This window comes from Plantactinospora veratri, from assembly GCF_036421995.1.
Lineage (GTDB): Bacteria > Actinomycetota > Actinomycetes > Mycobacteriales > Micromonosporaceae > Plantactinospora > Plantactinospora veratri.
In genome coordinates this window covers 653,580-679,574 of sequence record NZ_JAZGQL010000005.1, presented here as the reverse complement: position 1 = coordinate 679,574, position 25,995 = coordinate 653,580, and the positions used below count along the sequence as shown (strand labels likewise).

The 25,995-nt window shown below is 73.1% G+C and carries 24 protein-coding genes; 11 read left to right on the top strand and 13 right to left on the bottom strand.

The window, feature by feature from the left end; all coding sequences use genetic code 11:
- Nucleotides 1-107 precede the first annotated feature (107 nt).
- A complete protein-coding gene (locus tag V1634_RS09220; RefSeq protein WP_331207314.1) occupies nt 108-1,229 on the bottom strand; it encodes an FAD-dependent monooxygenase in 1,122 nt (373 codons plus the stop codon).
- Between the two features lie 56 nt (nt 1,230-1,285).
- Here V1634_RS09220 and V1634_RS09215 point away from each other — a divergent pair, with 56 nt between their 5' ends.
- Nucleotides 1,286-1,879 carry a TetR/AcrR family transcriptional regulator gene (locus V1634_RS09215; protein ID WP_331207313.1) on the top strand — a complete coding sequence of 198 codons (594 nt, stop codon included), beginning with the start codon at nt 1,286-1,288 and terminating at the stop codon, nt 1,877-1,879.
- 42 nt (nt 1,880-1,921) lie between these two features.
- Here the strand turns inward: V1634_RS09215 and V1634_RS09210 are convergent, their stop codons facing one another.
- Nucleotides 1,922-2,470: an NUDIX domain-containing protein gene (locus V1634_RS09210; protein ID WP_331207312.1), complete on the bottom strand. Its 549-nt coding sequence runs from the start codon at nt 2,468-2,470 to the stop codon at nt 1,922-1,924.
- A 73-nt stretch (nt 2,471-2,543) separates the two neighbouring features.
- Here V1634_RS09210 and V1634_RS09205 point away from each other — a divergent pair, with 73 nt between their 5' ends.
- A complete protein-coding gene (locus V1634_RS09205) occupies nt 2,544-3,653 on the top strand; it encodes an FUSC family protein (protein ID WP_331207311.1) in 1,110 nt (369 codons plus the stop codon).
- Nucleotides 3,654-3,767: 114 nt separating this feature from the next.
- Here the strand turns inward: V1634_RS09205 and V1634_RS09200 are convergent, their stop codons facing one another.
- Nucleotides 3,768-4,985, bottom strand: coding sequence for a PP2C family protein-serine/threonine phosphatase (locus V1634_RS09200; RefSeq protein WP_331207310.1), 1,218 nt, complete (start codon nt 4,983-4,985; stop codon nt 3,768-3,770).
- 204 nt (nt 4,986-5,189) lie between these two features.
- On the opposite strand from V1634_RS09200, the gene V1634_RS09195 reads away from it, so the two are divergent.
- Both V1634_RS09195 and V1634_RS09190 read left to right on the top strand, forming a co-directional pair.
- Entirely contained in the window at nt 5,190-5,522 is a 333-nt protein-coding gene (locus V1634_RS09195) for a putative quinol monooxygenase (RefSeq protein WP_331207309.1), read from the top strand.
- A 289-nt stretch (nt 5,523-5,811) separates the two neighbouring features.
- Nucleotides 5,812-6,714: an LLM class F420-dependent oxidoreductase gene (locus tag V1634_RS09190; protein ID WP_331207308.1), complete on the top strand. Its 903-nt coding sequence runs from the start codon at nt 5,812-5,814 to the stop codon at nt 6,712-6,714.
- On the opposite strand, the gene V1634_RS09185 is transcribed toward V1634_RS09190, so the two are convergent.
- Nucleotides 6,689-7,354: a TetR/AcrR family transcriptional regulator gene (locus tag V1634_RS09185; RefSeq protein ID WP_331207307.1), complete on the bottom strand. Its 666-nt coding sequence runs from the start codon at nt 7,352-7,354 to the stop codon at nt 6,689-6,691. The two genes, V1634_RS09190 and V1634_RS09185, sit on opposite strands and share 26 nt — an antisense overlap.
- A gap of 165 nt (nt 7,355-7,519) precedes the next feature.
- Between V1634_RS09185 and V1634_RS09180 the strand changes: the two genes are divergently transcribed.
- Both V1634_RS09180 and V1634_RS09175 read left to right on the top strand, forming a co-directional pair.
- A complete protein-coding gene (locus V1634_RS09180) occupies nt 7,520-8,755 on the top strand; it encodes a DUF418 domain-containing protein (RefSeq protein WP_331207306.1) in 1,236 nt (411 codons plus the stop codon).
- 138 nt (nt 8,756-8,893) lie between these two features.
- Nucleotides 8,894-9,388, top strand: a complete 495-nt coding sequence (locus V1634_RS09175; protein ID WP_331207305.1) for a nucleoside-diphosphate kinase — start codon at nt 8,894-8,896, stop codon at nt 9,386-9,388.
- A 120-nt stretch (nt 9,389-9,508) separates the two neighbouring features.
- Here V1634_RS09175 and V1634_RS09170 read toward each other — a convergent pair whose 3' ends face one another.
- From V1634_RS09170 to V1634_RS09155, 4 genes are read right to left on the bottom strand one after another with little or no spacing between them, the layout of a single operon-like run.
- Nucleotides 9,509-10,129 carry a GTP-binding protein gene (locus tag V1634_RS09170; RefSeq protein WP_331207304.1) on the bottom strand — a complete coding sequence of 207 codons (621 nt, stop codon included), beginning with the start codon at nt 10,127-10,129 and terminating at the stop codon, nt 9,509-9,511.
- On the bottom strand, nt 10,110-10,496 hold the full coding sequence (locus V1634_RS09165) for a DUF742 domain-containing protein (RefSeq protein ID WP_331207303.1): 387 nt from the start codon (nt 10,494-10,496) through the stop codon (nt 10,110-10,112). The genes V1634_RS09170 and V1634_RS09165 overlap by 20 nt, the downstream gene beginning before the upstream one ends.
- A 9-nt stretch (nt 10,497-10,505) precedes the next feature.
- On the bottom strand, nt 10,506-10,925 hold the full coding sequence (locus tag V1634_RS09160; protein ID WP_331207302.1) for a roadblock/LC7 domain-containing protein: 420 nt from the start codon (nt 10,923-10,925) through the stop codon (nt 10,506-10,508).
- 51 nt (nt 10,926-10,976) lie between these two features.
- Nucleotides 10,977-13,673: a sensor histidine kinase gene (locus V1634_RS09155; protein WP_331207301.1), complete on the bottom strand. Its 2,697-nt coding sequence runs from the start codon at nt 13,671-13,673 to the stop codon at nt 10,977-10,979.
- Nucleotides 13,674-14,028: 355 nt separating this feature from the next.
- On the opposite strand from V1634_RS09155, the gene V1634_RS09150 reads away from it, so the two are divergent.
- Nucleotides 14,029-14,709, top strand: a complete 681-nt coding sequence (locus tag V1634_RS09150; RefSeq protein WP_331207369.1) for a GNAT family N-acetyltransferase — start codon at nt 14,029-14,031, stop codon at nt 14,707-14,709.
- 30 nt (nt 14,710-14,739) lie between these two features.
- Here V1634_RS09150 and V1634_RS09145 read toward each other — a convergent pair whose 3' ends face one another.
- Together V1634_RS09145 and V1634_RS09140 are read right to left on the bottom strand one after the other, a co-directional pair.
- Nucleotides 14,740-15,855, bottom strand: coding sequence for a pectate lyase family protein (locus tag V1634_RS09145; RefSeq protein WP_331207300.1), 1,116 nt, complete (start codon nt 15,853-15,855; stop codon nt 14,740-14,742).
- Between the two features lie 525 nt (nt 15,856-16,380).
- Nucleotides 16,381-17,832 carry a glycoside hydrolase family 3 protein gene (locus V1634_RS09140; protein WP_331207299.1) on the bottom strand — a complete coding sequence of 484 codons (1,452 nt, stop codon included), beginning with the start codon at nt 17,830-17,832 and terminating at the stop codon, nt 16,381-16,383.
- A gap of 179 nt (nt 17,833-18,011) precedes the next feature.
- On the opposite strand from V1634_RS09140, the gene V1634_RS09135 reads away from it, so the two are divergent.
- On the top strand, nt 18,012-19,187 hold the full coding sequence (locus tag V1634_RS09135) for an ROK family transcriptional regulator (RefSeq protein ID WP_331207298.1): 1,176 nt from the start codon (nt 18,012-18,014) through the stop codon (nt 19,185-19,187).
- 838 nt (nt 19,188-20,025) lie between these two features.
- On the top strand, nt 20,026-20,949 hold the full coding sequence (locus tag V1634_RS35430; protein WP_407951742.1) for a golvesin C-terminal-like domain-containing protein: 924 nt from the start codon (nt 20,026-20,028) through the stop codon (nt 20,947-20,949).
- 59 nt (nt 20,950-21,008) lie between these two features.
- Here V1634_RS35430 and V1634_RS09125 read toward each other — a convergent pair whose 3' ends face one another.
- Both V1634_RS09125 and V1634_RS09120 read right to left on the bottom strand, forming a co-directional pair.
- Nucleotides 21,009-22,010 (bottom strand): ABC transporter permease subunit, encoded by a 1,002-nt coding sequence (locus tag V1634_RS09125; RefSeq protein WP_331207296.1) that lies wholly within the window; start codon nt 22,008-22,010, stop codon nt 21,009-21,011.
- Nucleotides 22,007-23,029: an ATP-binding cassette domain-containing protein gene (locus V1634_RS09120; protein ID WP_331207295.1), complete on the bottom strand. Its 1,023-nt coding sequence runs from the start codon at nt 23,027-23,029 to the stop codon at nt 22,007-22,009. The genes V1634_RS09125 and V1634_RS09120 overlap by 4 nt, the downstream gene beginning before the upstream one ends.
- A 98-nt stretch (nt 23,030-23,127) precedes the next feature.
- Between V1634_RS09120 and V1634_RS09115 the strand changes: the two genes are divergently transcribed.
- Nucleotides 23,128-23,967 carry an ABC transporter ATP-binding protein gene (locus V1634_RS09115; RefSeq protein WP_107269283.1) on the top strand — a complete coding sequence of 280 codons (840 nt, stop codon included), beginning with the start codon at nt 23,128-23,130 and terminating at the stop codon, nt 23,965-23,967.
- A gap of 21 nt (nt 23,968-23,988) precedes the next feature.
- On the opposite strand, the gene V1634_RS09110 is transcribed toward V1634_RS09115, so the two are convergent.
- Nucleotides 23,989-25,011 (bottom strand): LLM class flavin-dependent oxidoreductase, encoded by a 1,023-nt coding sequence (locus V1634_RS09110; protein ID WP_331207294.1) that lies wholly within the window; start codon nt 25,009-25,011, stop codon nt 23,989-23,991.
- A 77-nt stretch (nt 25,012-25,088) separates the two neighbouring features.
- Here V1634_RS09110 and V1634_RS09105 point away from each other — a divergent pair, with 77 nt between their 5' ends.
- Nucleotides 25,089-25,988, top strand: coding sequence for a ribokinase (locus tag V1634_RS09105; RefSeq protein WP_331207293.1), 900 nt, complete (start codon nt 25,089-25,091; stop codon nt 25,986-25,988).
- The last annotated feature ends 7 nt before the right edge of the window (nt 25,989-25,995 follow it).

Here is a 25,995-nt window from a genome sequence, read left to right as displayed (position 1 = left end):
CCCCAATCTGCACAGAGAGGTGTTCATCGCCGAGCAGAATACCGCCTCCCGCACCGGTGGGCCAGACAGCGCCCCGCTCGATGCTCCGCCGGACAACCCGGGGCGGGTCAGAGGCGGTCGTCGTTCAGGACGCTGCTGCACCGCCGGATCGTCGCCAGGTGCAGCCGTCCGGTCAGCGCTGGGGTGAGCAGCCGGCCGGCGAGCCGGGTCAGCGCTCCGGGCGGCCGGTTGGTGACCTCGCTCGCCGCCAGGCGGGAGATCCGGCGTACCCGGCGGCTGCGGATCCGCTCGTACCGGCGCAGCGCGGCGGCCGGGTCGCCCGGCATACCGAGTGCGCGGCGGAGCAGCCAGGCGTCCTCCAGCGCCTGGTTGGCACCCTGGGCCTGGGACGGCGGGAACGCGTGCGCCGCGTCGCCGAGCAGGGTCGACGGGCCGGTGCCCCAGCGTGCCGGCACCCGGTGCAGCACGTGCGGGTACGCCTGCACGTCCGACCCGGTGAGCCCGGCCAGCAACTCGCCGACCGGCTCGGCGTACGAGGCGAACCGGGTCCGCAGCCACTCCAGTACGGGGCGGTCGTCCGGTGCCGGTTCGGGTACGTCGAACCACCACTGGAGCAGGCCGGCGCCGGCCGGCATCAGCCCGCACAGTCCGGCGGGGCCGACCAGGCAGCGGGCGTGCACGTCACCGGCCAGTTCGGGTAGTGCCCTGGTCAGTCCCTGCCAGCTCACCCAGCCGGTCCGGGTCGCGGGTTCCCTGTCGAGCACGGTCCGGCGGACCACGGACCGGTAGCCGTCGGCGCCGACCAGCACGTCCGCGGAGTCCCCGCCGACGGTCACGCCGTCCGGGTCGACCCGGAGGTCGGAGACGGCGTGGCCGTACCGGACGGTGTCCGGCGGCAGTGCTCGGGTGAACCGTTCGAGGATGGCGGCGCGCGGCACGGTGGCCACCCCGAAGCCGGTGCGGTGGCGCGCCGTTCGCAGGTCCGCGCGGGCGAAGGGTCGCCCGTCCGAGGTGCAGAACTCCAGCGTCTCGACCTCGCCACCGAGCCCGTCCAGGGGTACCCCGAGCTGGGCCGCCGCGGCCGCACCGTTGCCGAAGATCGTCACCGCCGCGCCGTCGGTACGCGGTCCGGGTGCCCGTTCGAGGACCCGGACCCGGTGGCCGTCGGCCAGCAGGCCGTTCGCCAGGGCGAGTCCACCGATGCCGGCGCCGACGATGACCACGTGCATGACACACCCCGTTCACTACGATCGTTGTACTACGCATATTGGCATACGATCGGGAGGTGCCACCACCCAACCAACGGCGCCGGGCCGAACTCGCCGACGCCGCCATCGCGCTGCTGGCCGAGACCGGGGTGCACGGCGTCACCCACCGCGCGGTCGAGAAACGGGCCGGCCTGCCCCCGGGGACGGCCTCCAACTACTTCCGCAGCCGGGAGGCGCTGCTGGTCGCGGCGGCGGACCGGGTCGGCGAGCTGCACTACGCCGACATGGACGCGGCCGGCTCGGCGTACCGGCCGACCCCCTCGGCGGACACCCGCGAGCGCGCGGTGGAGCTGATCGCCGGGTCGCTGCTCACCGCCGCCACCGTGCACCGGGACCGCTACCTGGCGATCTTCGAACTCCGGCTGGAGAGCCTGCGCCGGCCGGTCCTCGCCGACGCGCTGCGCGGCCTGCTCCAGCGCTCCGTCTCGGTCACCGCCGGGCACCACGCCGACCTCGACCTGGCGATCCCGCCGGAAGCCGTGCCGACCCTCGTCACGCTCTACGGCGGAGCGCTCTTCACCCTGGTCAGCAGCGCGCCGGGCGAGATCACCCCCGAGGCGACCCGGGAGTTGGCGGGTGCGATCGTCCGGGCCGCGCTCGGCGACGGCTGAATCCGCGCCGGACCGCCAGGGGCAGCCGCCGGACCGCCAGGCTCAGCCGCCGGCCACCGGCGGAACCGGGCCGGCCGGTCCGGACGGCCGGTTGGCGGCCAGGAACTCGGCCAGCACCTGGGTGTGGGTGCTGAAGGCCAACTCCGCCGGCTCGGTGAGCACCAGCCACTCGGTGGCCTCCTCGGTCGGTGCCGAGGGCGGCAGCGACTCGACCGGCCGCGCCGGCAGTACGCCGAAGATCAGGATCGTGCCGCCCGCCGGAGCGCTGTGCACCGCGTACAGTTCCGCCGTCCGGGCGTCGGCGACCAGGCCGGTCTCCTCGCGGAGTTCCCGGACCAGCGCGTCGCGCCAGTCCTCGCCGTAGTCGATGAACCCGCCCGGCAACGCCAGCCGCCCCCGGCCCGGTTCGATGTCCCGGCGCTGCACCACGACGCCGATGCCGTCGCCGGTCAGCACCGGCAGGATCGCCAGCGCGACCGGGAAGGGGTTGCGCCAGGTGGTCTGGCCGCAGTGCGCGCAGATCCGGGGCCAGGTGGGTACCGAATAGGCGGTGCCGCAGTACGAGCAGTGCGAGTGCGGGACGCCGGTCACACCGGACGAGGCTACCCGCCCCGGTCAGCGGATATCGTGCGGGAAACGATCGTGAGGGACGAGGTGTTCTCGGGTGGGATGGCTCCGGCCCGCCGCCGGCCGGCTGCGCCAGGGCTGGCTGCCGATGGTCGAGGCGACGCTGGCCGCCACCGTCTCCTGGGCGATCGCGGCGGCGCTGCTCGGCCACCCGCAGCCCTTCTTCGCCCCGGCTGCGGCGCTGATCGTGCTGGGCCAGGCCCGGGGCCAGCGGATGCGCCGGGCCGTGGAGGTGGTGCTCGGGGTCGCCGCCGGGGTACTCGTCGCCGACCTCGTGGTGCAGGCCCTCGGCCGGACCACCTGGACGGTCCTCACCGTCGTACTGCTGACCGTCGCGCTCGCCACGGCGATCGGCGCGAGCAACGTCTCCGTGGTACAGGCGACGGTCTCCGCCCTCTATCTGGTGACGGTGCCGCCGACGACCGACGCGCTGGTGCCGTTCCGGTTCGTCGACGCACTGATCGGCGGGGTGGTGGCCCTGCTGGCGAGCCAGCTGGCCAGCGCCCGGCAGCCGCTCGCCCCGCTGCTGACCGAGTCGCGCCAGACCTTTGTCGCGCTGGCGGAGCTGCTCACCGAGATCAGCGAGGCGCTGGACCGCCGCGACGAGGAGGCGGCGCTCGCCGCGCTGTACCGGGCCCGCCGGCTGGACGCCGCCGTGGAGCGGCTCCAGACGGCGGTACTGGCCGCCGGGGAGGCGCTGCGGCTGCACGTACGGCGACGCCGGCACATCGGGCGGGTACACGCGCTCGACGCGTCCAGCCGGCAGGTCGACTACGCCGTACGCAACCTGCGGGTACTGGCCCGGGCCGGGGTGGCGCTGACCCGGCTGCCGGTGGCCGGCCCGCCGGAACTGCCCGAGGCGCTGCGGTTGCTGGCCGAGGCGATGCGCTGTGCCGGCGAGGCGCTCGCCGCCGACCTGAGCGGGCAGGACGAGGCGGCCGACCGGTACGCCGGGCAGACCGACGCCGCCGCCCTGGACGCGGTACGCACCGCCGGGCGGCTGCTCACCCGGAATCCGCCGCTGCCGATCATCATGATCGTGGGCCAGATCCGGGCGACCGCGATCGACCTGCTCCGGGGTGTGAACGCGGACGACGTCGCCGTGCTGGGCCGGGTCGACGAGGCCCTCGGCCTGCCGCCGCTCTGAGCGGGTGAGACGCGCTCTGCGCGGGTGAGACCTGGTTCGTCCGGTGCCGCTTCCCGTCCCGCGTTCCGGGCCCGGGGGGATCTTCCCGCGTCGGCCGATGGCGGCCGGCCCGGCCTATCCGCCGGCCGGGTCGCGGCGCAGTGCCAGCAGTGCCACGTCGTCGACGGGCTGTTCGACGCCGAGGGCGGCCATGATCGTCGCGCAGACCGTCTCGGCGGGACCGGGCTGGATCGCGGCGCGCAGCCGGTCCAGCCCGACGTCGATGAGTTCGTTCCGACGTTCGACGAGCCCGTCGGTGTAGCAGACCAGCATGCTGCCCGCCGGAAGCTCCACGGCGGTGCTGCGGCGGGCGGTGGGGCGGCCGGTGCCGAGCGGCAGGTCGACGGGGACGGCCACCATGTCGGCCTCGTGCCCGGGCCGGGCAATCATCGGTGCCAGGTGTCCGGCGAGCGAGACGCGGAAGTGCGTCCGGTCCGGGCTGACCAGCGTGTAGAGCACGGTGGCCAGCTTCCCGGCCTCGAAGTGCTGGATCTTGAGGTCGAGCCGGGTCAGCGCGTCGGCCGGGTCGTCGCACTCCAGGGCGTAGGCCCGCAGGGCGCTGCGTAGCCGTCCCATCACCACGGCCGCCGCGAGGCCGTGCCCGGAGACGTCGCCGACCACGATGCCGAGCCAGCCGGAGGGGAGGGTGAAGACGTCGTACCAGTCGCCGCCGACACCGGTGTGGTGACCGGGGACGTACCGGGCCGCCATGTCGACGCCGGCCGCCTCCGGTAACCGGGTCGGCAGCAGGCTGCGTTGCAGGGCGAGCGCGGCGGTCCGGTCGATGTTGCCCATCCGGGCCTGGCTGGCCAGGCTCGCCCGGTCGGCGACGAGTTGCAGCAGCCGTACGTCGTCGGCGCTGAACCGACGCGGGGTGAGGCTGCCGACGTGCAGGACGCCGACGAGTTCCGAGCCGGCGAACATGGGCACGCCGAGCATCGACCGGATGCCCTTGCGGTGCAGGATCGGGTTGACCACCTCGGCCGGGGTGACCCGTTCGAGCACCACCGGCTGCCGGTCCTGGGCGACCCGGCCGGCGAATCCCCGGCCGACGGCGATCCGGAAACCCTGCTGGACCTCCTCCTCCAACCCCTTCGCGGCGGTGGCGACGAGTTGCTGGGCGTGCTGGTCGAGCAGGAGGATCGCGGCCGTGTCGACCTGGAGCAGCCCGCAGACCCGGGCGAGCAGTTCGTCGAGTAGGTCCTCCACGCCGAGTCGGGACAGCGCGGAATCGGTTACCGCCTCGATTCGGCGCAGCCGTTCGTCGGCTCCGGAGTCGTCCACCTCGATCACGCCGGAAAGCCTAGCCCCTGCCGCCTCCGGCAGGACCCTGGTCGGCGGGTGGTTCGGCGCAGCTCTGCCGAGGGGTGGTGAGATGCCGGTTATATCCGGAGGAAGGTTGCGATCGACAACAAGTGGGCGTACCGAGCCGGGGGCACTAGGATCTGCGGGCGCGAGGCCGGTCGCAGGGCCAGACCAGCGTACGAGGAGGTCCAGATGATCTTTATCACCGCGAAGTTCCGAGTGCTGCCGGACTATGCCGACAGGTGGGCCGAGGTGGCCGGCGAGTTCACCCGGGCGACCCGGGCCGAGCCGGGCTGCCTCTGGTTCGAGTGGTCGCGCAGCCTCGACGACCCGAACGAGTACGTGCTGGTCGAGGCGTTCCGGGACGGCGAGGCGGGCGCCGCGCACGTGCGGTCCGAGCACTTCCGACAGGCGCAGCAGAGCCTGCCGACGTACCTCGCCGAGACGCCGAAGATCGTCAACACCTCGGTTCCGCAGGACGACTGGTCGATTCTCGGCGAGATGACCGTCCCCGAGCGGAGCTGAGCCCCCGGCCGGCCCGGGGCGGGACAGGGCGACCGGCACCCCGTCCGGGTCGGCCAGCCAGGAACCTCCAACCCGCCGTCCCGGTCGGTTCCCGAGCACTTCCCGCTGTGCGCGACCGCCGAGCCGACCAGGATGGACGGTGCCGTGGCCGACGGCGGTCCCGTCTCGACGAGGAGCGGCGATTCGGCGGTGACCAGCCGCGACCTGCCCCGCGCGCCGGCCGGGAACCGGTCCGCCGACGGGTGCCGCGCGGTTAGGCTGTCGGGAGATGTGTCAGATCCGACCAGGTGTGACATATCGAGAGGAGACGACCGGCGGCATGCGGCTCGGCCTACAGATCCCCAACATGACCTGGCCGAACGGTCCGGCCGGGCTCGGCGCCGACCTGGCCGCCGTGGCGCGTACGGCCGACCAGGCCGGGTTCGACTATCTGGCCCTGATGGACCACTTCTTCCAGATCGAGACGGTCGGCCCGCCCGAGGCGGAGATGCTGGAGGCGTACACCACGCTGGGCTTTCTGGCCGCGCACACCGAGCGGGCCACCCTGCTCACCCTGATCACCGGAGTGCACCACCGGCAGCCGGGGCTGCTCGCCAAGATCGTGACGACCCTGGACGTCCTCTCCGGCGGGCGGGCGATGCTCGGCATCGGCGCCGGCTGGAACGCCGAGGAGTCCCGGGGGCTCGGCATCCCGTTCCCGCCGCTCGCCGAGCGCTTCGAGCTGCTCGAGGAGACCCTGCGGTACGTACTCCAGATGTGGTCCGGCGACGACGGACCGTTCCACGGCAAGCGCATCCGGGCCGAGCGGCTGCTGAACTCGCCGCAGCCGCTGACCCGGCCCCATCCGCCGATCATGATCGGCGGTGGCGGGGAGAAGAAGACCCTGCGGCTGGTCGCCAGATACGCCCAGGCGTGCAACCTGTTCAACACCCCGGAACTGGAGCACAAACTCGCCGTCCTGCGGGAGCACTGTGAGCGGGAGGGCCGCGACTACGCCGAGATCACCAAGACCGTCTACCAGTTCATGGACGTCGGCGACAACGGCGAGAAGACCGGGCAACTCCTCGACGAGTTGCGCCGGCTGCACGACCTCGGCTTCGACGCGGCGATCGGGGCGGCGCCGCAACTGCCCCGGCTGGACGTGCTGGAACGGATCGGCGCCGACGTCATCCCGGTGGTACGGCAGTTCTGACCCCGTCCACCGGATCGGGCTGGCGACCGGCCGGGCCGATGCCGACGGCGGGCAGGATCGCCTGGTCGACGATGGCGGCGAGCACCTCGTCGCCGGGCAGGTGGTCGTTGTCGGTGCCGTACTTGAGCACCAGCGCCTCGCCGATGTCCATCACCACCGGGGTGAGCAGTGCGGGATCGAGCTGTCCCTGCCTGGCGTAGTGCCGCAGGACGGTACTGGTGAAGGTGCCGCCCCGGGCGTCGAAGACCCGGGTGTACAGCGCCGCCACCAGGTCGGGATGGCGGTGCCGCTCCATCAGGATCGCCACCACGGCGGTGGCGGCCGGGGTGACCATCCAGGCGACGAGTTGGCGCAGCGCCCGGATCAGGTCGCCGCGTAGGTCGTCCGCGCCGGGGGAGGGCACCTCCTGCGGGTGTGCCTCGTGCAGCGCGTCGAGCAGCAGTTCGCGCGGGGACGACCAGCGCCGGTAGAGCGAGGTCTTGGCGGTGGCGGCCTCCTTGGCGATTCCCTCCATGGTGAGCCCGCCGACGCCGACCTCGGCCACCTGGCGGAGTACGGCGGCGTGGATGGCCCGGATCAGCTCGTCGCCGCGCCGCCGGGTACGCCGTTCCGGCTCCGGGCCGGCTTCCTTCTCGCGCATGCTGCCTCGCTAGTAAGAAACGCTTGCGTATCTTATCGTCACGATGTTAGATACGGATCCGTAGCTAATCATCGCAGGTGACCCGGACGATTCTGCCGCCCACCGGCCCACGTCCGATCGCCGCGACCTGCCGTGCCCACATTCCTGGACCATCGGGGGAGAACAATGTCCAGACTCTCCGGCCCCACCGATCTCGCCGCCCCGCCCCGCCCGCCCGGGCCGCCAGCCGCCCGCTCCCTCGCCCCCGACCTCGCCCGGGGGACGATGCTGCTGCTCATCGCGCTGGCCCACGCCCACATGTACCTCTACGGTCACGAGACCCTGTTCCGGGGCTACCGCAGCGACGGCGGCACCGTCGACCGGGTGGTCGCCGGCCTCCAGGTGCTGCTGGTGGACGGCCGCGCGCTGCCGATGTTCGCCGCGCTCTTCGGCTACGGGATGGTCCGGCTGGCCGACCGGCGCGCCGCGTCCGGCGCCGACTGGCCGCAGGTACGCGGCCTGCTGCGTCGACGCAGCCGCTGGCTGGTCGTCTTCGGCTTCGTACACGCGCTGCTGCTCTTCTTCGGCGACATCCTCGCCACCTACGGCCTGCTCGGGCTGGTGCTGGTCGGCATGCTCCGGGCCCGGGACCGTACCCTGCTCTGGGTCGCCGGGCTCTGGACACTGGTCTTCGTCGCGCTCTCCGTCGTCCCGCCGCTCGGGATCATCGAGAACGGCTCGACGCCGATGCCGACCAGTTACGACTCCCCGCTGGCCGCGATCGGTCCCCGGGTCGGCACCTGGGCGGTGCTCGCCCCGATGCTGGCGCTGGACGTGGTCACCCCGATGCTGCTCGGCATCTGGGCCGCCCGGCGCCGGCTGCTCGACGAGCCCGGCCGGCACCGGCGACTGCTGACCCGGGTCGCGCTGGGCGGGATCGGCCTCGCGGTCCTCGGCGGTACCCCGCTGGCGCTGATCGACACCCGGATCTGGACGGACTGGAGCGCCGCGACCGCCGTGCCGGCGTACGTCCTGCACAGCGTGACCGGAATCGGCGCCGGCCTCGGCTACGCGGCGCTGACCGGCGTGGTCGCGCACCGGCTCGCGGCCGCCTCCGAGGTGCCCGGCCGGATCGCCACCGCACTGGCCGCCTGCGGTCAGCGCTCGCTGACCTGCTACCTGCTCCAGTCGGTGGCGTTCGTGGCGCTCTTCTCGCCCTGGGCCGGCGGGCTCGGCGGGCGGCTCGGCGACGCCGGCGCCTCGGCGGTGGCCCTCGGCGTCTGGCTCGGCACCGTGCTCCTCGCCGAGCTGATGCGCCGGGCCGGGCGGCGCGGTCCGGCCGAGGTACTCCTCCGCCGGCTCAGCTACCGAAACACCCCGCTGGCCGCCGCCGGCCAGACCGGGCCGGCGACCGGGCGGTAGCGCCGAGCCGGGCGAACCGGGCCGACTACTATCGTGATCTCAGCGGCCTGTCGCTGGATCGGGCGCCCGACGAGGTGTCGGGCTGCCAGCCGTCCAGCTCGTGGGGCCCGGCCAGATGATCGAGGAAGGGGCCACGCGGTGGCGGCCACAGAACGTACTCTTGTCCTGCTCAAGCCCGACGCGGTCGCGCGCGGGCTGACCGGACGCCTGGTGCAGCGCTTCGAGGACGCCGGACTGAAGATCGTCGGCATCAAGATGAAGCAGATGGACGCCGACTTCACCCGCCGGCACTACTTCGACCTGGAGGAGCGGTACGGCAAGGGCGTCTACGACGCCACCGCCAACTACATGCAGCAGGGGCCGGTGGTGGCGCTGCTGCTGGAGGGCGTCGAGGCGGTGGCGAACGTCCGCCGCATGATCGGCCCGACCTTTCCGGGGCAGGCGGCGCCGGGCACCATCCGGGGCGACTTCGCGCACATGTCGAAGGCGTACGCCGAGGCGACCGGCAAGGCCATCGCCAACCTGGTGCACGCCTCCGGCAGCGTCGACGAGGCGAAGTACGAGTCCGAGCTCTGGTTCGGCGCCGACGAGCAGTTCGACTACCAGGGCCTCGCCGAGCGGTACGTCTTCTGACCGCCCCGGTCCCGAGCTGACGACCGGGAACGGTCGATCCCGCCGGCCGGTACGCTCCGGCCGGCGGGGCAGGTCCGGGCCCGGGTGCCGCACCACCACCGCGACCCCCGGGGCGGTGGCTCAGCCGGCGCTGGCCGCCGACATCGCCCGGTGACTGCGCATCGCGTGTTCGAGCACGGCGATCAGCACCTCCTTGCCGGACTCCCGGCGCCGGGCGTCGCAGAGCATCACCGGTACGCCCGGGTCGAGGCTCAGCGCCTGGGTCACCTCGTCGAGCTGGTACTGGCGGGCGCCCTCGAAGCAGTTGACCGCCACGATGAACGGCGTGCCGTGCTTCTCGAAGTAGTCGACCGACGGGAAGCAGTCGGCCAGCCGCCGGGTGTCGGCGAGAACCACCGCACCGAGTGCGCCGAGCGCCAGCTCGTCCCAGACGAACCAGAACCGGTCCTGCCCGGGAGTGCCGAAGAGATAGAGCACCAGGTCGTCGTTGATGCTGATCCGGCCGAAGTCCATCGCGACCGTGGTGGTGGTCTTCGCCTCCACCCCGGAGAGGTCGTCGACGCTGACACCCTCCTCGGTGAGGAGTTCTTCGGTCCGAAGTGGACGGGTCTCGCTGACCGCGCCGACCATGGTGGTCTTGCCGACGCCGAAGCCTCCGGCAATCAGGATCTTGACGGCGGTCGGCATCGGTTCGTTCGACGTCCCGGCCAGGTCGGCACCGTCAGAGTGCGCGTAGCCCATTTATCACCTGTTCAAAGATGCTGTCATCGGTAAGGACCGGTGTCGGCCGCGGCTCGAACACCCGGACGAGCTGTCGTTCGAGCAGATCACCGAGGAGCACCCGGATGGTGCCGAGTGGCAGGTCCAGATGCGCCGCCACCTCGGCGACCGAGAGCCGCCGACGGCAGAGCGCGACGATCGCCAGATGCTCCGGCCCGAGCCCGACGTCCCGGGCGGAGACCGCCCGTACCGTGCTCACCTGTGAGATCAGGTCGAACTTCCCGGTCACCGGCCGGGCCCGACCCCGGGTCACCGCGTAGGGCCGGACCACCGGGCCGGCGTGCTCGTCGACCCAGTGCACTTCGGGCGGGTCCTCGTACTCGGTCATGGCCGGAGATCACTGCCGTTGGACCGGTGCGTCAGGTGCCCGGGTGCTCGACGCGAGGTACTTACCGGCCCGGGTCACCAGCATCGCCATCTCGTACGCGATCAGGCCGACGTCCGCGTCCTCCGACGCGAGTACGGCGAGACAGGCGCCGTGCCCGGCCGCGGTCACGAACAGGAACGCCGAGCGCATCTCGATGATGGTCTGCTGCACCGGACCGCCGCCGAACCGCTTGCCGGCACCCCGGGCCAGGCTCTGCACGCCGGAGGCGACCGCGGCCAGGTGTTCCGCGTCGTCCCGCTCCAACTCCCGCGACGAGGCCATCAGCAGCCCGTCGACGGAGAGCAGGATCGCGTGCTGGGTCTGTTTCACCCGACCGACCAGGTCGTCGAGCAACCAGGTCAGGTCGAGGTGCGACGCTGTCTTCTGCACGGGTTGGTCCCTCTCTCTACCGGTGATACTCCACATCGGAGACGGTGGCGGTCACGCCTCGGGCGGAGCCGAGCCGGTGGTGCCACGGTCGTCCAGCGGGCGCGCGGCGTCGGACCGTCCGCGCCGGGTGCCCGATTGATAGGAACTCATCATCCGGCGGATCTGTTCAGGAGTACGGGGGGCCTGTTCCTCCGCCGGCTCCGGTTCGGGCCGGTCGTCACCGTTGCGCAGCGGCGCGGCGAGGTTCGCCTGTCGGACCCGGACCGGCAGCCCGGACGGGGTCAGCGAGGCCGATCCGCTCACCCGGCCCGGCCCGGCCGGCGGCGGTGGGGAACCCGTCGGCGCGGACGCTCCAGCACCGGCCGCCGGTGCGGAGCCGGGGACCGGCCGGGCTCCGGGTGAGGCCACATCGGACGGTGCCGGTGCCTGCTCGGAGGGGCCGGAGGCCGGTCCGAGCCGTGTCGCCGACCTGGGGAAAGCCGTCGCGTCCGGTGCCGCCGCGCCGACCTCCGGCCGGGCGGAGGTGCGGTCGAGCCCGAGGGGCGGCAGATCGGGATTCCGGGGTACGAGGTCCGGGGCCGGCGGTGCCAGGTCCGGCTTCGGTGGTGCGCCCGGCGGCCGCCCCGGCGTGCCGAACGAGCCTCCGGCGCTCGGCCACTCAGGTCCGCGGCGTGACTCCTGGGCCGGGTCCGCGCCGGACTCCCGGCCCGTACGCTGCACCGACTCGCGACCCGGCTCCCACCCGGACGGGCCGGCCGACTCACGCTCCGGCAGCCGGTCGAGTTCCCGCACCGGGGGTCGCCGTACGCTGCCGCCGATCGCGCTCGCCGCGAGCCGCTCCACCGGCATCGCACCGGCGGCCGGCTCGCCCTCCGCGCTGCGGTCGGTGATCAGGTTCAACGGCAGGAGTACCACCGCCGTGGTACCGCCGTACGGCGACTCCTTCAGCCGGACCCGTACGCCGTGCCGCTCGGTGAGCCGGCTGACCACGTAGAGCCCGAGCTGGGCGGCACCGCCGGTGAGGGTGAACTCGTGCTGGGTGGCGATCCGCTCGTTGGCGGCGGCCCGGTCCTCGCTGCTCATGCCGAGGCCCCGGTCCTCGATCTCCACGGCGTAGCCGTTGGCGACCAGTTGACCGCTGACCTGCACCGCGGTGTGCGGGGGAGAGAAGGAGAGCGCGTTCTCGACCAGTTCCGCGATCAGGTGGATCACGTCGCCGACCGCCCGGCCGGCGAGGTCCACCGCACCGACCGGGAGTACGGTCACCCGGGCGTAGTCCTCCACCTCGGCGACCGCGCCGCGCAGTACGTCGATCATCGGGACGTTGCGCCGCCAGGCCCGGCCCGGTGTCGAGCCGGAGAGCACGATCAGGTTCTCCGCGTTGCGGCGCATCCGGGTGGCCAGGTGGTCCACCCGGAACAGGTCCTCCAACTCCTCGGGGTCGTTCTCCCGGCGCTCCATCGCGTCCAGCAGGGTGAGCTGCCGGTGGATCAGCGCCTGGGTACGCCGGGCCAGGCTGAGGAAGATGTCCCGGACGCTGCGGCGCAGCTCGGCCTGCTCCACCGCGGTGCGTACGGCGGTCTCCTGGGCGACGTTGAACGCCTGGGCCACCTGCCCGATCTCGTCCGGGCCGGCCCGCAGCGGCGGCGCCTCGGCGCTGACGTCGACCGTCTCGCCCCGGCCGAGCCGGCCGACCAGGTCGGGCAGTCGCTCGTTGGCGAGCCTGAGCGCCGCCTGGCGGAGCCCTTCGAGCTGGCGCACCAGCGAGCGCGCGGTGTTCACCGAGATGATCACGGCGATCAGGCCGAGGATGGACATGGCCAGCATCCGCAGGATGGTGCCGATGGCGCCGGGGGTGGCGGCCTTGACCACCTCGTCACCGCCGGCGATCTGCAACCGGAGCAGTTCCTGTAGCCCGGGGTCGATGGTGCCGCGCCACTCGTCGGCCGGGACGGCGGGGCGGCCGTTCGGCCGTCCGTTCAGGACGATGCGGTCCTCGACCGCGCGCAGCCGGGCGAGCGGCCCCTGCTGGAGCGCCTGGCGGTAGCGCTCCTGGTCGGTCCGGGGCAGTTCGGCCATCGCCTCGTCGGCGATCAGCCGCTCGGTCCCGATCAGCTGGACCACCCGGGCGTGCTCGGCCGGGCTGATCCGGTTGGCGGCGTACGCGCCGACCAGCAGCGCGTCGACCTGGGAGGCCAGCTCCCGCGCCTTGGTGAACCTGATCAGGTTCTCGACGCGGCGGTCGATGTCACCGGCGTCGAGGTCGCCCAGCGAGCCGTACATCCGGAAGATCGCCGCGATCGCGTCGCTGAACGCCTGCGCGGCGGCCAGCCGGTCGATGCGACGGGCGTCGACCGCCTCCCGGACGGCGGTCAGCCCGTCGAGCTTGGCCAGCGCCTCGTCGACCCGCCGTTCGAGTTCCGGCCGCGCCGCCAGCTTCGTGAACCACTTCCGGGTCTCCGATCGGAAGATCGCCACATCCGCGCGTACCCTGCGGCGCTCGGTCTCCAGCGTCTCCCCGGCCGGTGCCTGCACCGTGCCGAGATATCTCAGGGACTGTCGCCGCTCGTTCTGGAGGTTCAGGATCAGCGGCTCGCTCGGCGCGTACACCTGGGCTTCCAGGGTCTGCACCCAGATCAGGTTGAACCCGTCGCGCAGCGTCACCCATGCGCCGAACGCCCAGAGCGCCGTGAGGGTGAGCAGCAGGGCGACAACCTTGGTACGCAGGCGCGAAGCACGAAAGCCCATTACACCGTCCCGTGCCGGTCGAAGGCGATTGATCGACTACTCGCCAGGTTCTGGCGGTCGTGGGCGCCCTGGGTCGCATCCACGATCTTTGAGTACCCGGCGCACGCTAGCAGCGCCCGGTGTGATGCCTCAACCCCCGGTTTGAACGAAGATCACCTTTTTGGTCGCTCCCGGGCGGTTGGCCTGCTGATCAGAGGCACCGGGAATCTCCGCATCCGGCCGCCTCCACTTCGGCCGGTCGCACCGCTGGGCCGTCCACCTCGACGGCAGGGGGCCGGTGACCATTGATAACCTTCGTCGAGATCGGGATGTCCGGGCGGGCCTGTCGGGACCGGAGGGTGATCGGGGGCGGGTGATGCTCGACCAGCGGCTGCACCACCACCTGGTGACCTGGCTGGGCCAGTGGCCGGCCGGCGGGTCGCTGGACGTGGTCGGCTCCGAACGCCGGATCCAACCGGGCTGGGACGGCGCGCCGCACCCGGTCGTCGGGGTCGGCAATCCGCTCGGGGTCGTACTCTCGGTGCCGCCGGACCGGGTCGGCGCGGTACGCGCGCTCGGTGCCCGGCCGGTCGCGGCGCTGCTGGCCGACCTGCCCGCCGTGCTGGGCCTGCCCGGCTGGCTGGGCTACCGGGCGGTGTTCCGCTTCACGCTCGCCCCGGCACCGCTGCCGGACGGCGGTGAGTGGGTCGACGCCGGGGACGCGGTGGTGCCGCCGTGGCTGCGGCCCTTCGGCGGCGAGGTGCTGGTGGTGCGGGACCCGGACGGCGGCTACCTCGCCGGGGTGGGCATCAAACGGCACGACGGCTACGGGCACGAGATCGCCGTCGGCACCGAGCCGGCGGCCCGGGGACGGGGACTGGCGCGCCGGCTCGTGGCGCAGGCGGCCCGGCGGGTGCTGGACGAGGGTGCGGTGCCGACCTATCTGCACGATCCCGGCAACCTCGCCTCGGCCCGGGTCGCCGAGGCCGCCGGGTTCGACGACCGTGGCTGGTCCGCCTACGGGTTGGAGCGGGCGGACCGGCCGACGTCCGCCTGACCCGGCGACGTCCGATCAGGACTCTTCGGCTCAGCCGCAGACCTTGCCCACGCCGACTCCGCCCGACACCGTGCCCGGCACGCTGGCCGGCGGGTCCACGGTGTACGGATAGAAGCCGCGCGGTTCGACCACGGTGCCGGCGGTCTGCGGGGTGCCCGAGTTGACGTAGAGGTTGTTGCGCTCGACCACCCGGCCGGGGCCGCTCTTGTCGTACCCGACGTAGATCGGGTGCGCGACGTTCTCGAAGTAGTTGCCCTCGACCATCAGGCCGGCGTTCTCGGTGGAGGCGATGCCGTAGAGCGCGTTGTTCCGGTAGTAGTTGTTGAAGACGTGCACGGGATCCGCGAACCGCACCCGGGGGTGCCGCTGGTCCGTGCCGTCGAAGAAGTTGTGGTGGTACGTCACCCGGAGCTTCCCCACGTCGGCGGTGTACGTGTCGGAGTGCCCGACCAGCGACGACTTGCTGTGCTGGTGGAACCGGTTCCAGGAGACCGTGACGTAGTCCGACTCCCGCTTGATGTCGAGCAGCCCGTCGTAGCCGTCGGAGAGGTCGTTGTGGTCGATCCAGACGTGGTGGGCCTTGTTGGTGACGCTGATCGAGTCGTCCTCGGCGCCGGTGAACCGGATGTTCCTGATGATCACGTTGTTGCCCGGCCGGGTGGTGGAACCCATCTGGAGGCCGCCGCCGGTGATCTCGGCGGTGCTGCCGACGCCCAGGATGCTCTTGTTCGCCACCACGGTCACCATGTCGTCGAGCTGGATCCGACCGGAGATCCGGATGACGAAGGGCCCGGCCCGTCCGGCGTAGTCCTCCAGCGCGGCGGCGGTGGTCACGGTCACCGTCGGCCCGCCGGCGCCGCCGGTGGTGCCGGCGAAGCCGAGGGCGTTGACCGAGGCGAACCCGATCGGGGCGTCCGTGCAGAGGACGGTCGGGTTTCCGGCGGTGGCGGTCGGGTCGTACGGCCCGGCCTGGACCGGTCCGGTGGCGCCGGGCAGGGCCAGTCCGAGTACCCCGACCAGCCCTGCGGCGAGGCTGCTCCGGTGCCAGGCGACCGGACTGCGGCGGGTGGCGGGGCGGGACGGGGCGGTAGGGGGCCGTTGGGCGGCGGGTCCGGGGCGCGGGGCGCCGAGGTGTCGAGGTGTCATCCGGGTTCTCGGTTTCTCGGTACGCGTCGCCACCCGGGCGACGCGGGGCGTGGCGGGGACGGGTGCTGCCGGCGCGGTGCGCTCGGTCGAGAGGGGCCTCCGCCCGGGTGGCCGGTACGGATCGGGCGGAGGCGGGAAAGCGCTTTCCTAACCTCACGATAGGTCTCCCACCGACGTTCGTCAATGAGATCCGCCGCCGGCCGGCGTCTCGGTCACCCCGCCGAGCGGGCCCCGCGCATCTCCGGCCCGGTCGCGCCGAGACGTCGTCGCCGTGCTCTCCGCTGACCCGCGGGACGCTGGCGCCCGGAGCCGATCCGCCGGGACGGAGGCGCCCGGGGCGTCGTCCGCGGACCGTGGACCCGCGCCGGGTCCACGGTCCGCGTCCTCTCCCAGGCCGAGGTCCGGTGGTGACGCTGCTCGCGGTGCCGGTAACGCTACGTACGCGTACCGGTCGCGACAAGCCTGCGGCGGCCTCGTCCGAACTGGCCGTTCGGTGGATTTGACCTGGTATGGATCAAGATATGGCTAGGGGGTGAGCTGCAGGGCCTCGGCGGCGGCGCGACCGTTGGCGTGACTGGCGCCGTACGTGGTGACGAAGGCGCGTACGCCCGCGGGGCGCCAGCCGGAGGGCCAGCCCATCTCGACCACGGTCACCGGGTGGCTGCCGGCCAGCGCCTCGACCAGTTCGGGTCCGCCCGCCAGGCGGTGCAGGTGCCGGCCGACCAAGACGATCGGCCGTCCGGCGGCCCGGTCCCGGAGCGTCTGGGCGTCGGTCTCGGCGGCGACGACCCGGAGCTGCTCGGTGCCGTTCAGGTGTGGCCCGAGCCCCCACGGCACCCGCCCCTCGGCGATGGTGGAGGCGGCGACGAGCTGCACCACCAGCGGCGCGGTGAGTCCGTCGAGGGTCCCCTCGACCCGTACGGCGCGGCGCGCTGCGGCGTACCCGAGATCTGTTCCGGCGGCCCGGACCGGCGCGACGGCCCGGGTCCACGCGGCGAGTGCGGCGGTCCGCTCGGCGGCCTGCTCGACCCGGGCCCGGTCGAGCCGGCCGTCGCGCAGCGCCGCGACGATCTCCGCGACCACCAGTTCGACCAGTTCGGCGTCGACCTGGGCGCCGATGCAGAGCAGGTCGGCCCCGGCGGCCAGCGCCCGGACGGCGCCCGGGCCGACCCCGCCGGCGGCCACCGCCGCACCCTTCATCTCCAGCGCGTCGGTCAGCACCACGCCGGTGAAGCCGTATTCGCCCCGGAGCAGGTCGCCCAGGACTGCCGGGCTGAACGTGGCCGGGTCGTCCCCGGTGAGCGCGGGCACCCGGATGTGCGCGGTCATGATCGCCCTGCTGCCCGCCTCGATCACCGCCGCGAAGGGCGGCAGGTCGCGGGCCCGGAGCAGCTCCACCGGTACGTCCACAGTGGGCAGTTCGAGGTGCGAGTCGGCGATCGTGGCGCCGTGCCCGGGGAAGTGCTTGGCGCAGGCGGCCACCCCGGCGGACTGGAGCCCGGTGACCGCGGCGGCGGCGTGCGCGGCAACCCGGGTCGGGTCGGCGCCGAACGCCCGGGTACCGATGATCGGGTTGTCGTCGGCGGTGTTGACGTCGACGGTGGGCGCGAGGTTGAGGTTGACTCCGACCGCCACCAGGTCGTTGCCGATCGCGTGGTAGACCCGCTCGGTGAGCCCGACGTCGTGCACCGCGCCGAGCGCGGCGTTGCCTGGATAGGGGCTGCCGGTGGCGTGCGCCAGCCGGGTGACGTCGCCGCCCTCCTCGTCGATCGCGATCAACACGTCCGGCCGGGCCTGGCGCAGCGCGGCGGTGGTCGCGGCGACCTGGTCGGGGTGGTCGATGTTCCGGCCGAACAGGGTGTGCCCGGCCAGCCCCTCGGCGAGCAGGTCGAGGGCCCAACCGGGCGGGCTGGTTCCGGGGAAGGCGGCGAGCAACGTACCCAGCGCCAGCCGGCGGATTCCTGGATCGGTCGGCACGTTCCTCCCCCTTCGGCCCTTTCCCCGGCTCCGAGTGTCGCACCGGGGTGGACCGTCTCGGAGCCAAGCGCTACCGGATCGGCTTAACACTCCGGCCGCACCGGACCATTACGCTACGGCTACTCCCACGAAGGTTAGCCTAGCTATTAGGAAAGCTTCTTAAACAAGAGGGACACTGCATGGCGAGCACCCGGCTACCTGGCACACCCCGCCTGCTCCGCGCGCTCAACGACCGGGCGGCGCTGGAGCTGCTGCTCGCGCGGGGGCCGCTCACCCGCGCCCAGTTGGGCGAGCTGACCGGGTTGTCCAAGGTCACCGCTTCCCAACTCGTGGAACGCCTGGAGGAGCGCGGGCTGGTCAGCCGGGTCGGTGAGCAGGCCGGCGGGCGCGGCCCGAACGCGCAGCTCTACGCCGTACGGCCGGGCACCGCGCACGTGGTCGGCGTCGACGTCGGGCCGGACCGGGTGGTGGCGGCCTGCGCCGACATCACCGGCGAGGTGATCGGTCGGGTGGAACAGTCCACCCGGGACACCGACGACCCGGTGGGCGTCGTGCACAACGCGGTGGTGCAGGCGGCGAGCGACGCCGGGGCCCAGCTCTCGACGGTACGCCGGGTGGTGCTCGGCACGCCCGGCCTGGTCGACCCGGCCACCGGGGACATCACCTTCGCGTTCAACCTGCCCCGCTGGCACCGGGGACTGCTCGCCGCGCTCCGCGAGGACCTGGACACCCCGGTGGTCTTCGAGAACGACGTCAACCTGGCCGCGGTCGCCGAGGCGGAGTCCGGCGCGGCACGTGGGGTGGACGACTTCGTGCTGGTCTGGCTCGGCGTCGGCGTCGGCCTGGCCATCGTGCTGAACGGCCGGCTGCACCACGGCAGCACCGGTGCGGCCGGCGAGATCGGCTACCTGCCGGTGCCCGGCGCTCCCATTCCCCGGGACGCCTCCCGGCGGGCGAAGCCGGCGTTCGGCCAGCTCGCCGGCTCCGACGCGGTCCGCGCGGTGGCCCGGGAGCACGGCTTCCGGGCCGGCTCGGCGGCGGACGCGATCCGGGCCGCCATCGCGGCCGGCACCGAGGGCGGGCCGGTACTCGACGAGGTGGCCCGGAGGCTGGCGCTCGGCGTGGCCAGCAGTTGCGTGGTGCTCGACCCGCCGCTGGTGGTGCTGGCCGGCGAGGTCGGCCAGGCCGGCGGCACCGCGCTGGCCGAGCGGGTGCAGCACGAGGTCGCCGCGATCACCCTGGTCACACCCCGGGTGGTGCCCACCGAGCTGACCGACGAGCCGGTGCTGCGCGGTGCCCTCCGGGTGGCGCTGGACGCCGTCCGCGACGAGGTGTTCGGCTCCACGCTCGGCTGATCCGCCGCACCGCAGGGCGTCGGCCGGGGGCACCCGTCGCGCTGGCATGTAAATATCTTTCGCTACCGACGAGTTGGATGCAAGGTCTCGACATAGACGGATGTGAGGCTATACCGTACGGCCACCCGGCGTCCCGACCCCCGGGACGTCCGCCCCTCGGGGAGGAGTGACGGTGACCGAACGGAACCCCCAACCGCGTGCGAGCCACCTGCTCGGCGCCACCCTGATCGCGTCCCTCGCCATCGGCCTCACCGGCCAGCCCGCACTGGCCGGCCGACCCGGAGCCGACCTGCCGGCCGCCCCCGGCCCGGCCACCGTGACCGGAACACTCGCCGCCGCCTTCGACACGGCGGCAACCAGATACGACGTACCCCGTGACCTGCTCGTGGCGCTCGGCTACGCCGAAACGCACCTCGACGGGCACGCCGGAGCGCCCAGCGCCTCCGGCGGCTACGGCGTCATGCACCTGACCAGCAACCCGAAGCTGCACACCCTGGACGAGGCGGCCGCGCTGACCGGCCTCGGCCGGGACACCCTGCGCGGCGACTCCGCCGCCAACGTCACCGGCGCGGCGGCGGTGCTGCGGTCCTACGCCGACGCGGCCGGGCTCACCACCGCACAGCGCCGCGACGTCAACCGCTGGTATGGCCAGGTCGTCCGGTACGGCGGCGCCAGCACCCCCGCCGTCGCCCGGCTCTACGCCGACACCGTCTACGACCTGCTCGGCTCCGGCCTCGACGCCAGCACCGCCGAAGGGCCGGTACGGGTACCCGCCCGCAAGGTCGCCCCGGACCGGGGAGCCCTGCGCGACGTGGCCCCGCTCGGCAGCCCCGACGGGATGGGCATCATGAGCACCGACTACGGGCCGGCGGCCTGGGCCCCGGCGCACTCGGCCAACTACACCGTCGCCAACCGCGAGTCGACGTACCCGATCAACTACGTGGTGATCCACGTGACCCAGGGCTCGTACGCCGGCTCGATCAGCTGGTTCCAGAACCCGGCCTCACAGGTCAGCGCCCACTACACGATCCGCTCCTCGGACGGCGCGGTGACCCAGTCGGTACGGGAGAAGGACGTCGCCTGGCACGCCGGCAACTGGACCTACAACACCCAGTCGATCGGCATCGAACACGAGGGGTACGTCACCCAGCCCTCCTGGTTCACCGACGCCATGTACCGCTCCTCGGCCGCGCTGACCCGGCACCTCTGCGACCGGTACGGCATCCCGAAGGACCGGTCCCGGATCATCGGACACAACCAGGTCCCCGGCGCCACCCACACCGACCCGGGCCCGCACTGGAACTGGACCTACTACATGCAACTCGTCACCGGCTCGACCCCGCCGCCCGGCGGCTGGTCGCAGACGGTCGACAACTCCACCGCCGGCCGGTTCACCGCAGGGGCGAACTGGGGCACCTCGACGTACTCGTCCCAGAAGCAGGGCGCGGACTACCGGTTCGCCGACCCGGTCGAGTCGAGCGACCCGGCCTGGTACAAGGTGAACATCCCGGAGACCGGCAGCTACCGGGTGGACGCCTGGTATCCGGCCGACCCCGGCTACAACAGTTCGGCGCCGTACATCATCGCCACCACCACCGGCAACCAGACCGTCTACGTCGACCAGCGCTCCGGCGGTGGCGCCTGGCGCACCCTGGGCACCTTCACCCTGGCCGCCGGTGACGCGAACAAGGTGGCGGTGAGCCGGTGGACCGGCGGCACCGGCCTGGTCATCGCGGACGCCATCCGAGTCACCCGAGTCTGACGTGTAAGGAAGGGCCCCCGCTTATCGTTTTCTGTTGTAGCGGGGGCCCTTCCTTGCACTCAGGCGAGGTCGCGGCGGTGGAAGGCGGCGAACGCGCCGCCGAGGGCCAGCAGCGTCAGCCCGAGCAGCACGACGAGCCCGGCCGGCCAGAGGATCGAGTACGACAGGTCGCAGTAGCCCGACCCGGCCGCCGGGGCGCAGTCCCCGGCCATCGCCCAGAGCCTGATCCGGCCACCGACCCAGGCGATCACGTAACTGCTCAGCATCAACTGGTCCGGGCGGGCGACGTCGACGAGCCCCATCACGATCCGGCCGCCCACCTCCCACACCACGCCGTACGCGGCCGCCACGCCGAGCGCCGCCGAGGTGTGCCGACCCAGCGTCGCCGTGGCGAAACCCAGCGCGGTGACCATCAGCACCAGCAGCAGCCCCCGGGCGACGGTGCCGGTCAGATCGGTCCAGAACGCGGCGCCCGGACTGCCGGGCAGACCGCGTACCTCCGCGATGAGCCGGAACGCGCCGAGATAGACCGCCGAGGCGGCCACCGACACCCCCAGTACGCCGGCGAGCAGGGTGCCGAGCTTGGTGCCGAGGACGACCATCCGCCGTGGACGCCACAGCAGCAGGTTGGTCATCCCGCCGGAGGTGAGGTCCGCACCGATGTAGGAGGCGCCGACCAGGAAGCCGAAGAGGCAGAGGAAGGCGATCAGGAAGTACGTCAGGTCGAGGATCTGCCGGTCGAAGACGAAGACCCCGGTCAGGAAGTCCGAGGCGTCGATCCGGTCCGGGTGCAGGTCCGCGCAGTTCCCCTGGTAACGCACCTCCGGGGCGGACGCACCGGCGCGTTCGGCACGCAGGCAGTCGGCGTACCACTGCCGGGCGTCCACCCGCTGCTGCTCGGCCCGGGCCTCGGCCACGCCGATCTCGGCGGCGGTGGGCTGGTGCGAGCCGGCCAGCGTGGTGGCGACGGTGACCCCGAACGCGGTGACCAGCAGCACCAGCATGAGCTGTACGAAGCGACGCGCGGCCAGCCGGCCGATCTCGGCGCGTACCAGGTTCACGGCTCCGCCCTCGTCTCGTCGCTGCTGACGGTCATCTCGAGCGGGTCCTTCGGCGGGGCGTCCGGCAGCACCGACTCGTCGACCTGACGCGGCACCCCGGGGCGGGGCCGGGTGCCGGTGAGTTCCAGGAAGACGTCCTCCAGATCCGGGGTGAGCGGGACCAGCTCGCGGAGCCAGAGGCCCTGCTCACCGAGGATCCGGCTGACCCGGGCCGGGTCGTCGACCCCGGAGACGACCAGGTGGTCGGCGTGCACCGCGACCGGCAGCCCGGCCGCCTGGACCAACTCGACCGCCCGGGGTTGGTCGTCGGCGACCCGGATCCGGAACTCCCGGTGGTCGAAGCCGGCCAGCACCGCCTCGACGGGACCGGCGGCGACCCGGCGGCCCCGGGAGATGATCGTCACATGGTCGCAGATCTGCTGGATCTCGGCGAGGAGATGGCTGGAGACCAGCACCGTGACCCCGTCGGCGGCGAGGCCGCGCATCATGTCCCGCATCTGGCGGATCCCCGCCGGGTCCAGGCCGTTGGCCGGCTCGTCCAGGATCAGCAGCTCGGGCTCCTTGAGCAGGGCGGAGGCGACCGCCAGCCGCTGCCGCATGCCCAGCGAGTACGCCCGGACCTGCTCGTCGGCCCGGTCCCGCAACCCCACCTGCTCCAGTACCGCGTCGACCCGGCCGTGCGGCAGCCCACCGGCCACCGCGAGCAGCCGCAGGGTACGGCGGCCGCTGAAGTTGCCGAAGAACTGCGGGCTCTCCACGATCGCCCCGAGCCGGCCGACCACGGCGGGCAACCGCCCGGGCGTCGGCTCGCCGAACAGGGCCATCCGGCCGCTGTCCGCGCGGACCAGGCCGAGCAGCGTACGCAGGGTGGTCGTCTTGCCGGAGCCGTTCGGTCCGAGGAAACCGTGCACCTGGCCCGGCTCGACCCGCATGTCGAACCCGTCCAGCGCCACCCGGCTACCCCGGCGCAGACTCGTGAACGTCTTGCGCAGACCGGCTATCTCGATCACCGGCGGCACGTCCCACCTCCCGGCAACGTGACATACGACACGGCGCATCACCCTACGGCCCGGACGCTGCTCGCGGGGGGAACGGCGCTGCGTGGTTGGATGGTCGGGTGCGTGATGATCCGGTTTCCGTCCCCGCCGACGCCGGCTCCCCGGCACCGGTACCCCCGGACGTGGTGATCGACTTCCACGGCGTCGGCGTACTGCGCTCCGGCACTCCACTGTTGCGTGACGTGACCTGGCGGGTGTGGCCGGACGAGCGCTGGGTGGTCCTCGGGCCCAACGGCGCGGGCAAGACGACCCTGCTCAACCTGGCGGCCGGGCGGCTGCACCCGACCACCGGCCTGGTGCACGCGCTCGGCGAGCGGATCGGGCGTACCGACCTGGCCGAGCTGCGTACCCGGATCGGACTGACCACGGCGGCGCTCGCCGAACGCGTCCCGGCGGAGGAACGGGTCCGGGACGTGGTGCTGACCGCCGCCTGGTCGGTGGTGGGCCGCTGGCGCGAGCAGTACGACGAGATGGACGAGGCGCGGGCCAACGCCCTGCTCGGCCAGCTCGGCGTGCTGGCCCTGGCCGACCGCACGTACGGGACCCTCTCCGAGGGCGAGCGGAAGCGGACCCAGATCGCCCGCGCGCTGATGACCGACCCGGAGCTGCTGCTGCTCGACGAGCCGGCGGCCGGGCTCGACCTCGGCGGCCGGGAGGACCTGGTGGCCCGGCTCGCCGGCCTGGCCCACGACCCGGACGCTCCCGCACTGGTGCTGGTCACGCACCACGTGGAGGAGATCCCGCCCGGCTTCAGCCACGCCCTGCTGCTCCGCGAGGGTGGCGTCGTGGCGCAGGGGCCGCTCACCGAGACGGTCACCGGCGAGTACCTCTCCAAGACCTTCGGGCTACCGCTGGTGGTCGAACGCTCCGGCGACCGCTTCACCGCCCGCGCCGCCTGACCGACCCCCGCCCCGCGCACGTCAGCGGGTGGGAGCCTCGGCGGTGGTCGCGGTCGTGGTCGCGGCGCGGAGCATCGGCAGCAGCGTCTCGGCCGCCAGGGTGATCTGGGCGACCGCCGACTGGGCGTCGCGCGGTGGCACGAAGACCACCGCGTCGGCACTCGCCTCCCGCAGCCGGGTCACCGCCGTCGCGCACTGCTCGGCGCTGCCGGCCGCGGTGAACCGGTCGAGATAGTGCTCGGGCAGGGCCGCCGCCAGCGTCTCGGTGCCGGACGACCCGGCCAGCATGGCGGTGATCTCGTCGGCCAGCTCCGCGTCGGCCGGTGGCAGCACCCAGCCGCCGGCGAGCTGGGCGGCGAACTCGCGGCGCGCGCTGGCCCGGCCCTCGTCGAAGTCCAGGTGGGCGTAGACGGTGAGCCGGTGGTCGTCGGTACGGCCGGCCTCCCGGCGCCCTTCGTCGATCAGCCCCCGGGCCCAGCGCACGTACGCCGGACTGGCTCCCTCGGCCAGGATCGTGCCGTCGGCCACCCGGCCGGAGAGCCGCAGCGACTTCTCGGCGCGTACGCCGGTCGAGACCGGGGGCGGTTGCTCCGGCGGAAACTCCAGCGCCACCTCGTGCAGCCGGGCGTGCCGGCCGGCGACGGTGACCCGGTCCCCGGCCAGCAGGGCGCGTACCGCCGCCACGGTCTCGCCGAGCACCGCCAGCGGCGACGGGTGGCCGGCGCCGACCTGCCGGACCCAGTCCGGCACCCCGTGCCCGAACCCGGGCAGGATCCGGCCGGGAAAGAGCCGGGCGAGGTTGGCCAGCTCCATCGCGGCCAGCGCGGGGTTGCGGAACGCCGCCGGCAGGATCCCGATGCCGATCCTGAGGTGGTCGGTCACCGCCGCGGCGACGGCGGCACTGGAGACGGCTCCGCCGAAGAAGCAGTCCTCGACCACCCACAGCTCGTCGTAGCCCAGCCGCTCCACCAGCCGGGCGTACGCCGGAAGCTGCTCCGGGGCGGTGTCACAGCGGTACATCACTCCGATCGGCATCTGTCCCATGTCTGGCAGCCTGCCAGACGACACCGACGACGGCGCGTCCTAGACTCAGGCGGTCGCCGAAACGGGAGGTGCCGCCGGTGAGCCGGCCACGGGTCGTAGTCATGGGCAGCGCCAACATGGATCTGGTGGTCACCACCGGCGTCCTGCCGAAACCCGGCGAGACCGTCTTCGGCACCGACTTCGTGATGGTGGCCGGCGGCAAGGGCGCCAACCAGGCGATCGCGGCCACCCGGGCCGGCGCCGACGGGGCGCTGCTCGGCGCGATCGGCTCCGACTCGTTCGGGGTGACGCTCAAGGCCCGGATCTCGGCCGCCGGGGTGGACACCGAACGGGTCCGGGTGGTCTACGGCGCCTCCGGGGTGGCGGTCGTCACCGTGGACGCGGAGGGCGAGAACACGATCGTGGTCACCCCGGCCGCCAACTCGGCGTTCATCGGACTGACCGAGAGCGAGCTGACCGCCGTACGCGAGGCGGACGTGCTGGTCGCGCAGTTGGAGATCCCGGTCGGCACGGTGACCGAGGCGGCCCGGGCGGCCCGGTCCGCCGGCACCCGGGTGGTGCTGAACGCGGCGCCCGCCCAGCCGGTACCGGCCGAGTTGCTGGACGCCGTCGACCTGCTGGTGGTCAACGAGGCCGAGGCGCGGGCGATCGCCGGGTGCGGCCGGGAGAATCCGGCGGCGCTGCTCGACGTGGTGCCCCGGGCGGTACTGACCCTGGGCCGGCACGGTGCCTGGTACGGCGACCGCGACGGCACCGACGTGCACGTACCCGCGGTCAAGGTGGACCTGGTCGACTCCACGGCCGCCGGTGACGCCTTCACCGGCGCGCTCGCGGTGGCCTGGGGCGAGGGCCGGGAACTGGTCGACGCGGTGCGCTGGGCGAGCGCGGCCGGTGCCGCCTGTGCGCGCCGGCTCGGTGCCTCGGTCGCGTTGCCGCTCCGGGCCGAGATCGACGCCCTGTACGTCCCCGGGAGTTGATCCGGGG

Bases quoted from the DNA above. Each gene is read 5' to 3' on its own strand.
- V1634_RS35430 (WP_407951742.1), top strand. From the start codon at position 20,026: ATGGGCATCATGAGCACCGACTACGGGCCGGCGGCCTGGGCCCCGGCG.
- V1634_RS09110 (WP_331207294.1), bottom strand. From the start codon at position 25,011: ATGGGACAGATGCCGATCGGAGTGATGTACCGCTGTGACACCGCCCCG.
- V1634_RS09220 (WP_331207314.1), bottom strand. From the start codon at position 1,229: ATGCACGTGGTCATCGTCGGCGCCGGCATCGGTGGACTCGCCCTGGCG.
- V1634_RS09145 (WP_331207300.1), bottom strand. From the start codon at position 15,855: ATGACACCTCGACACCTCGGCGCCCCGCGCCCCGGACCCGCCGCCCAA.
- V1634_RS09185 (WP_331207307.1), bottom strand. From the start codon at position 7,354: ATGCGCGAGAAGGAAGCCGGCCCGGAGCCGGAACGGCGTACCCGGCGG.
- V1634_RS09135 (WP_331207298.1), top strand. From the start codon at position 18,012: ATGGCGAGCACCCGGCTACCTGGCACACCCCGCCTGCTCCGCGCGCTC.
- V1634_RS09170 (WP_331207304.1), bottom strand. From the start codon at position 10,129: ATGGGCTACGCGCACTCTGACGGTGCCGACCTGGCCGGGACGTCGAAC.
- V1634_RS09180 (WP_331207306.1), top strand. From the start codon at position 7,520: ATGTCCAGACTCTCCGGCCCCACCGATCTCGCCGCCCCGCCCCGCCCG.
- V1634_RS09165 (WP_331207303.1), bottom strand. From the start codon at position 10,496: ATGACCGAGTACGAGGACCCGCCCGAAGTGCACTGGGTCGACGAGCAC.
- V1634_RS09155 (WP_331207301.1), bottom strand. From the start codon at position 13,673: ATGGGCTTTCGTGCTTCGCGCCTGCGTACCAAGGTTGTCGCCCTGCTG.
- V1634_RS09195 (WP_331207309.1), top strand. From the start codon at position 5,190: ATGATCTTTATCACCGCGAAGTTCCGAGTGCTGCCGGACTATGCCGAC.
- V1634_RS09150 (WP_331207369.1), top strand. From the start codon at position 14,029: ATGCTCGACCAGCGGCTGCACCACCACCTGGTGACCTGGCTGGGCCAG.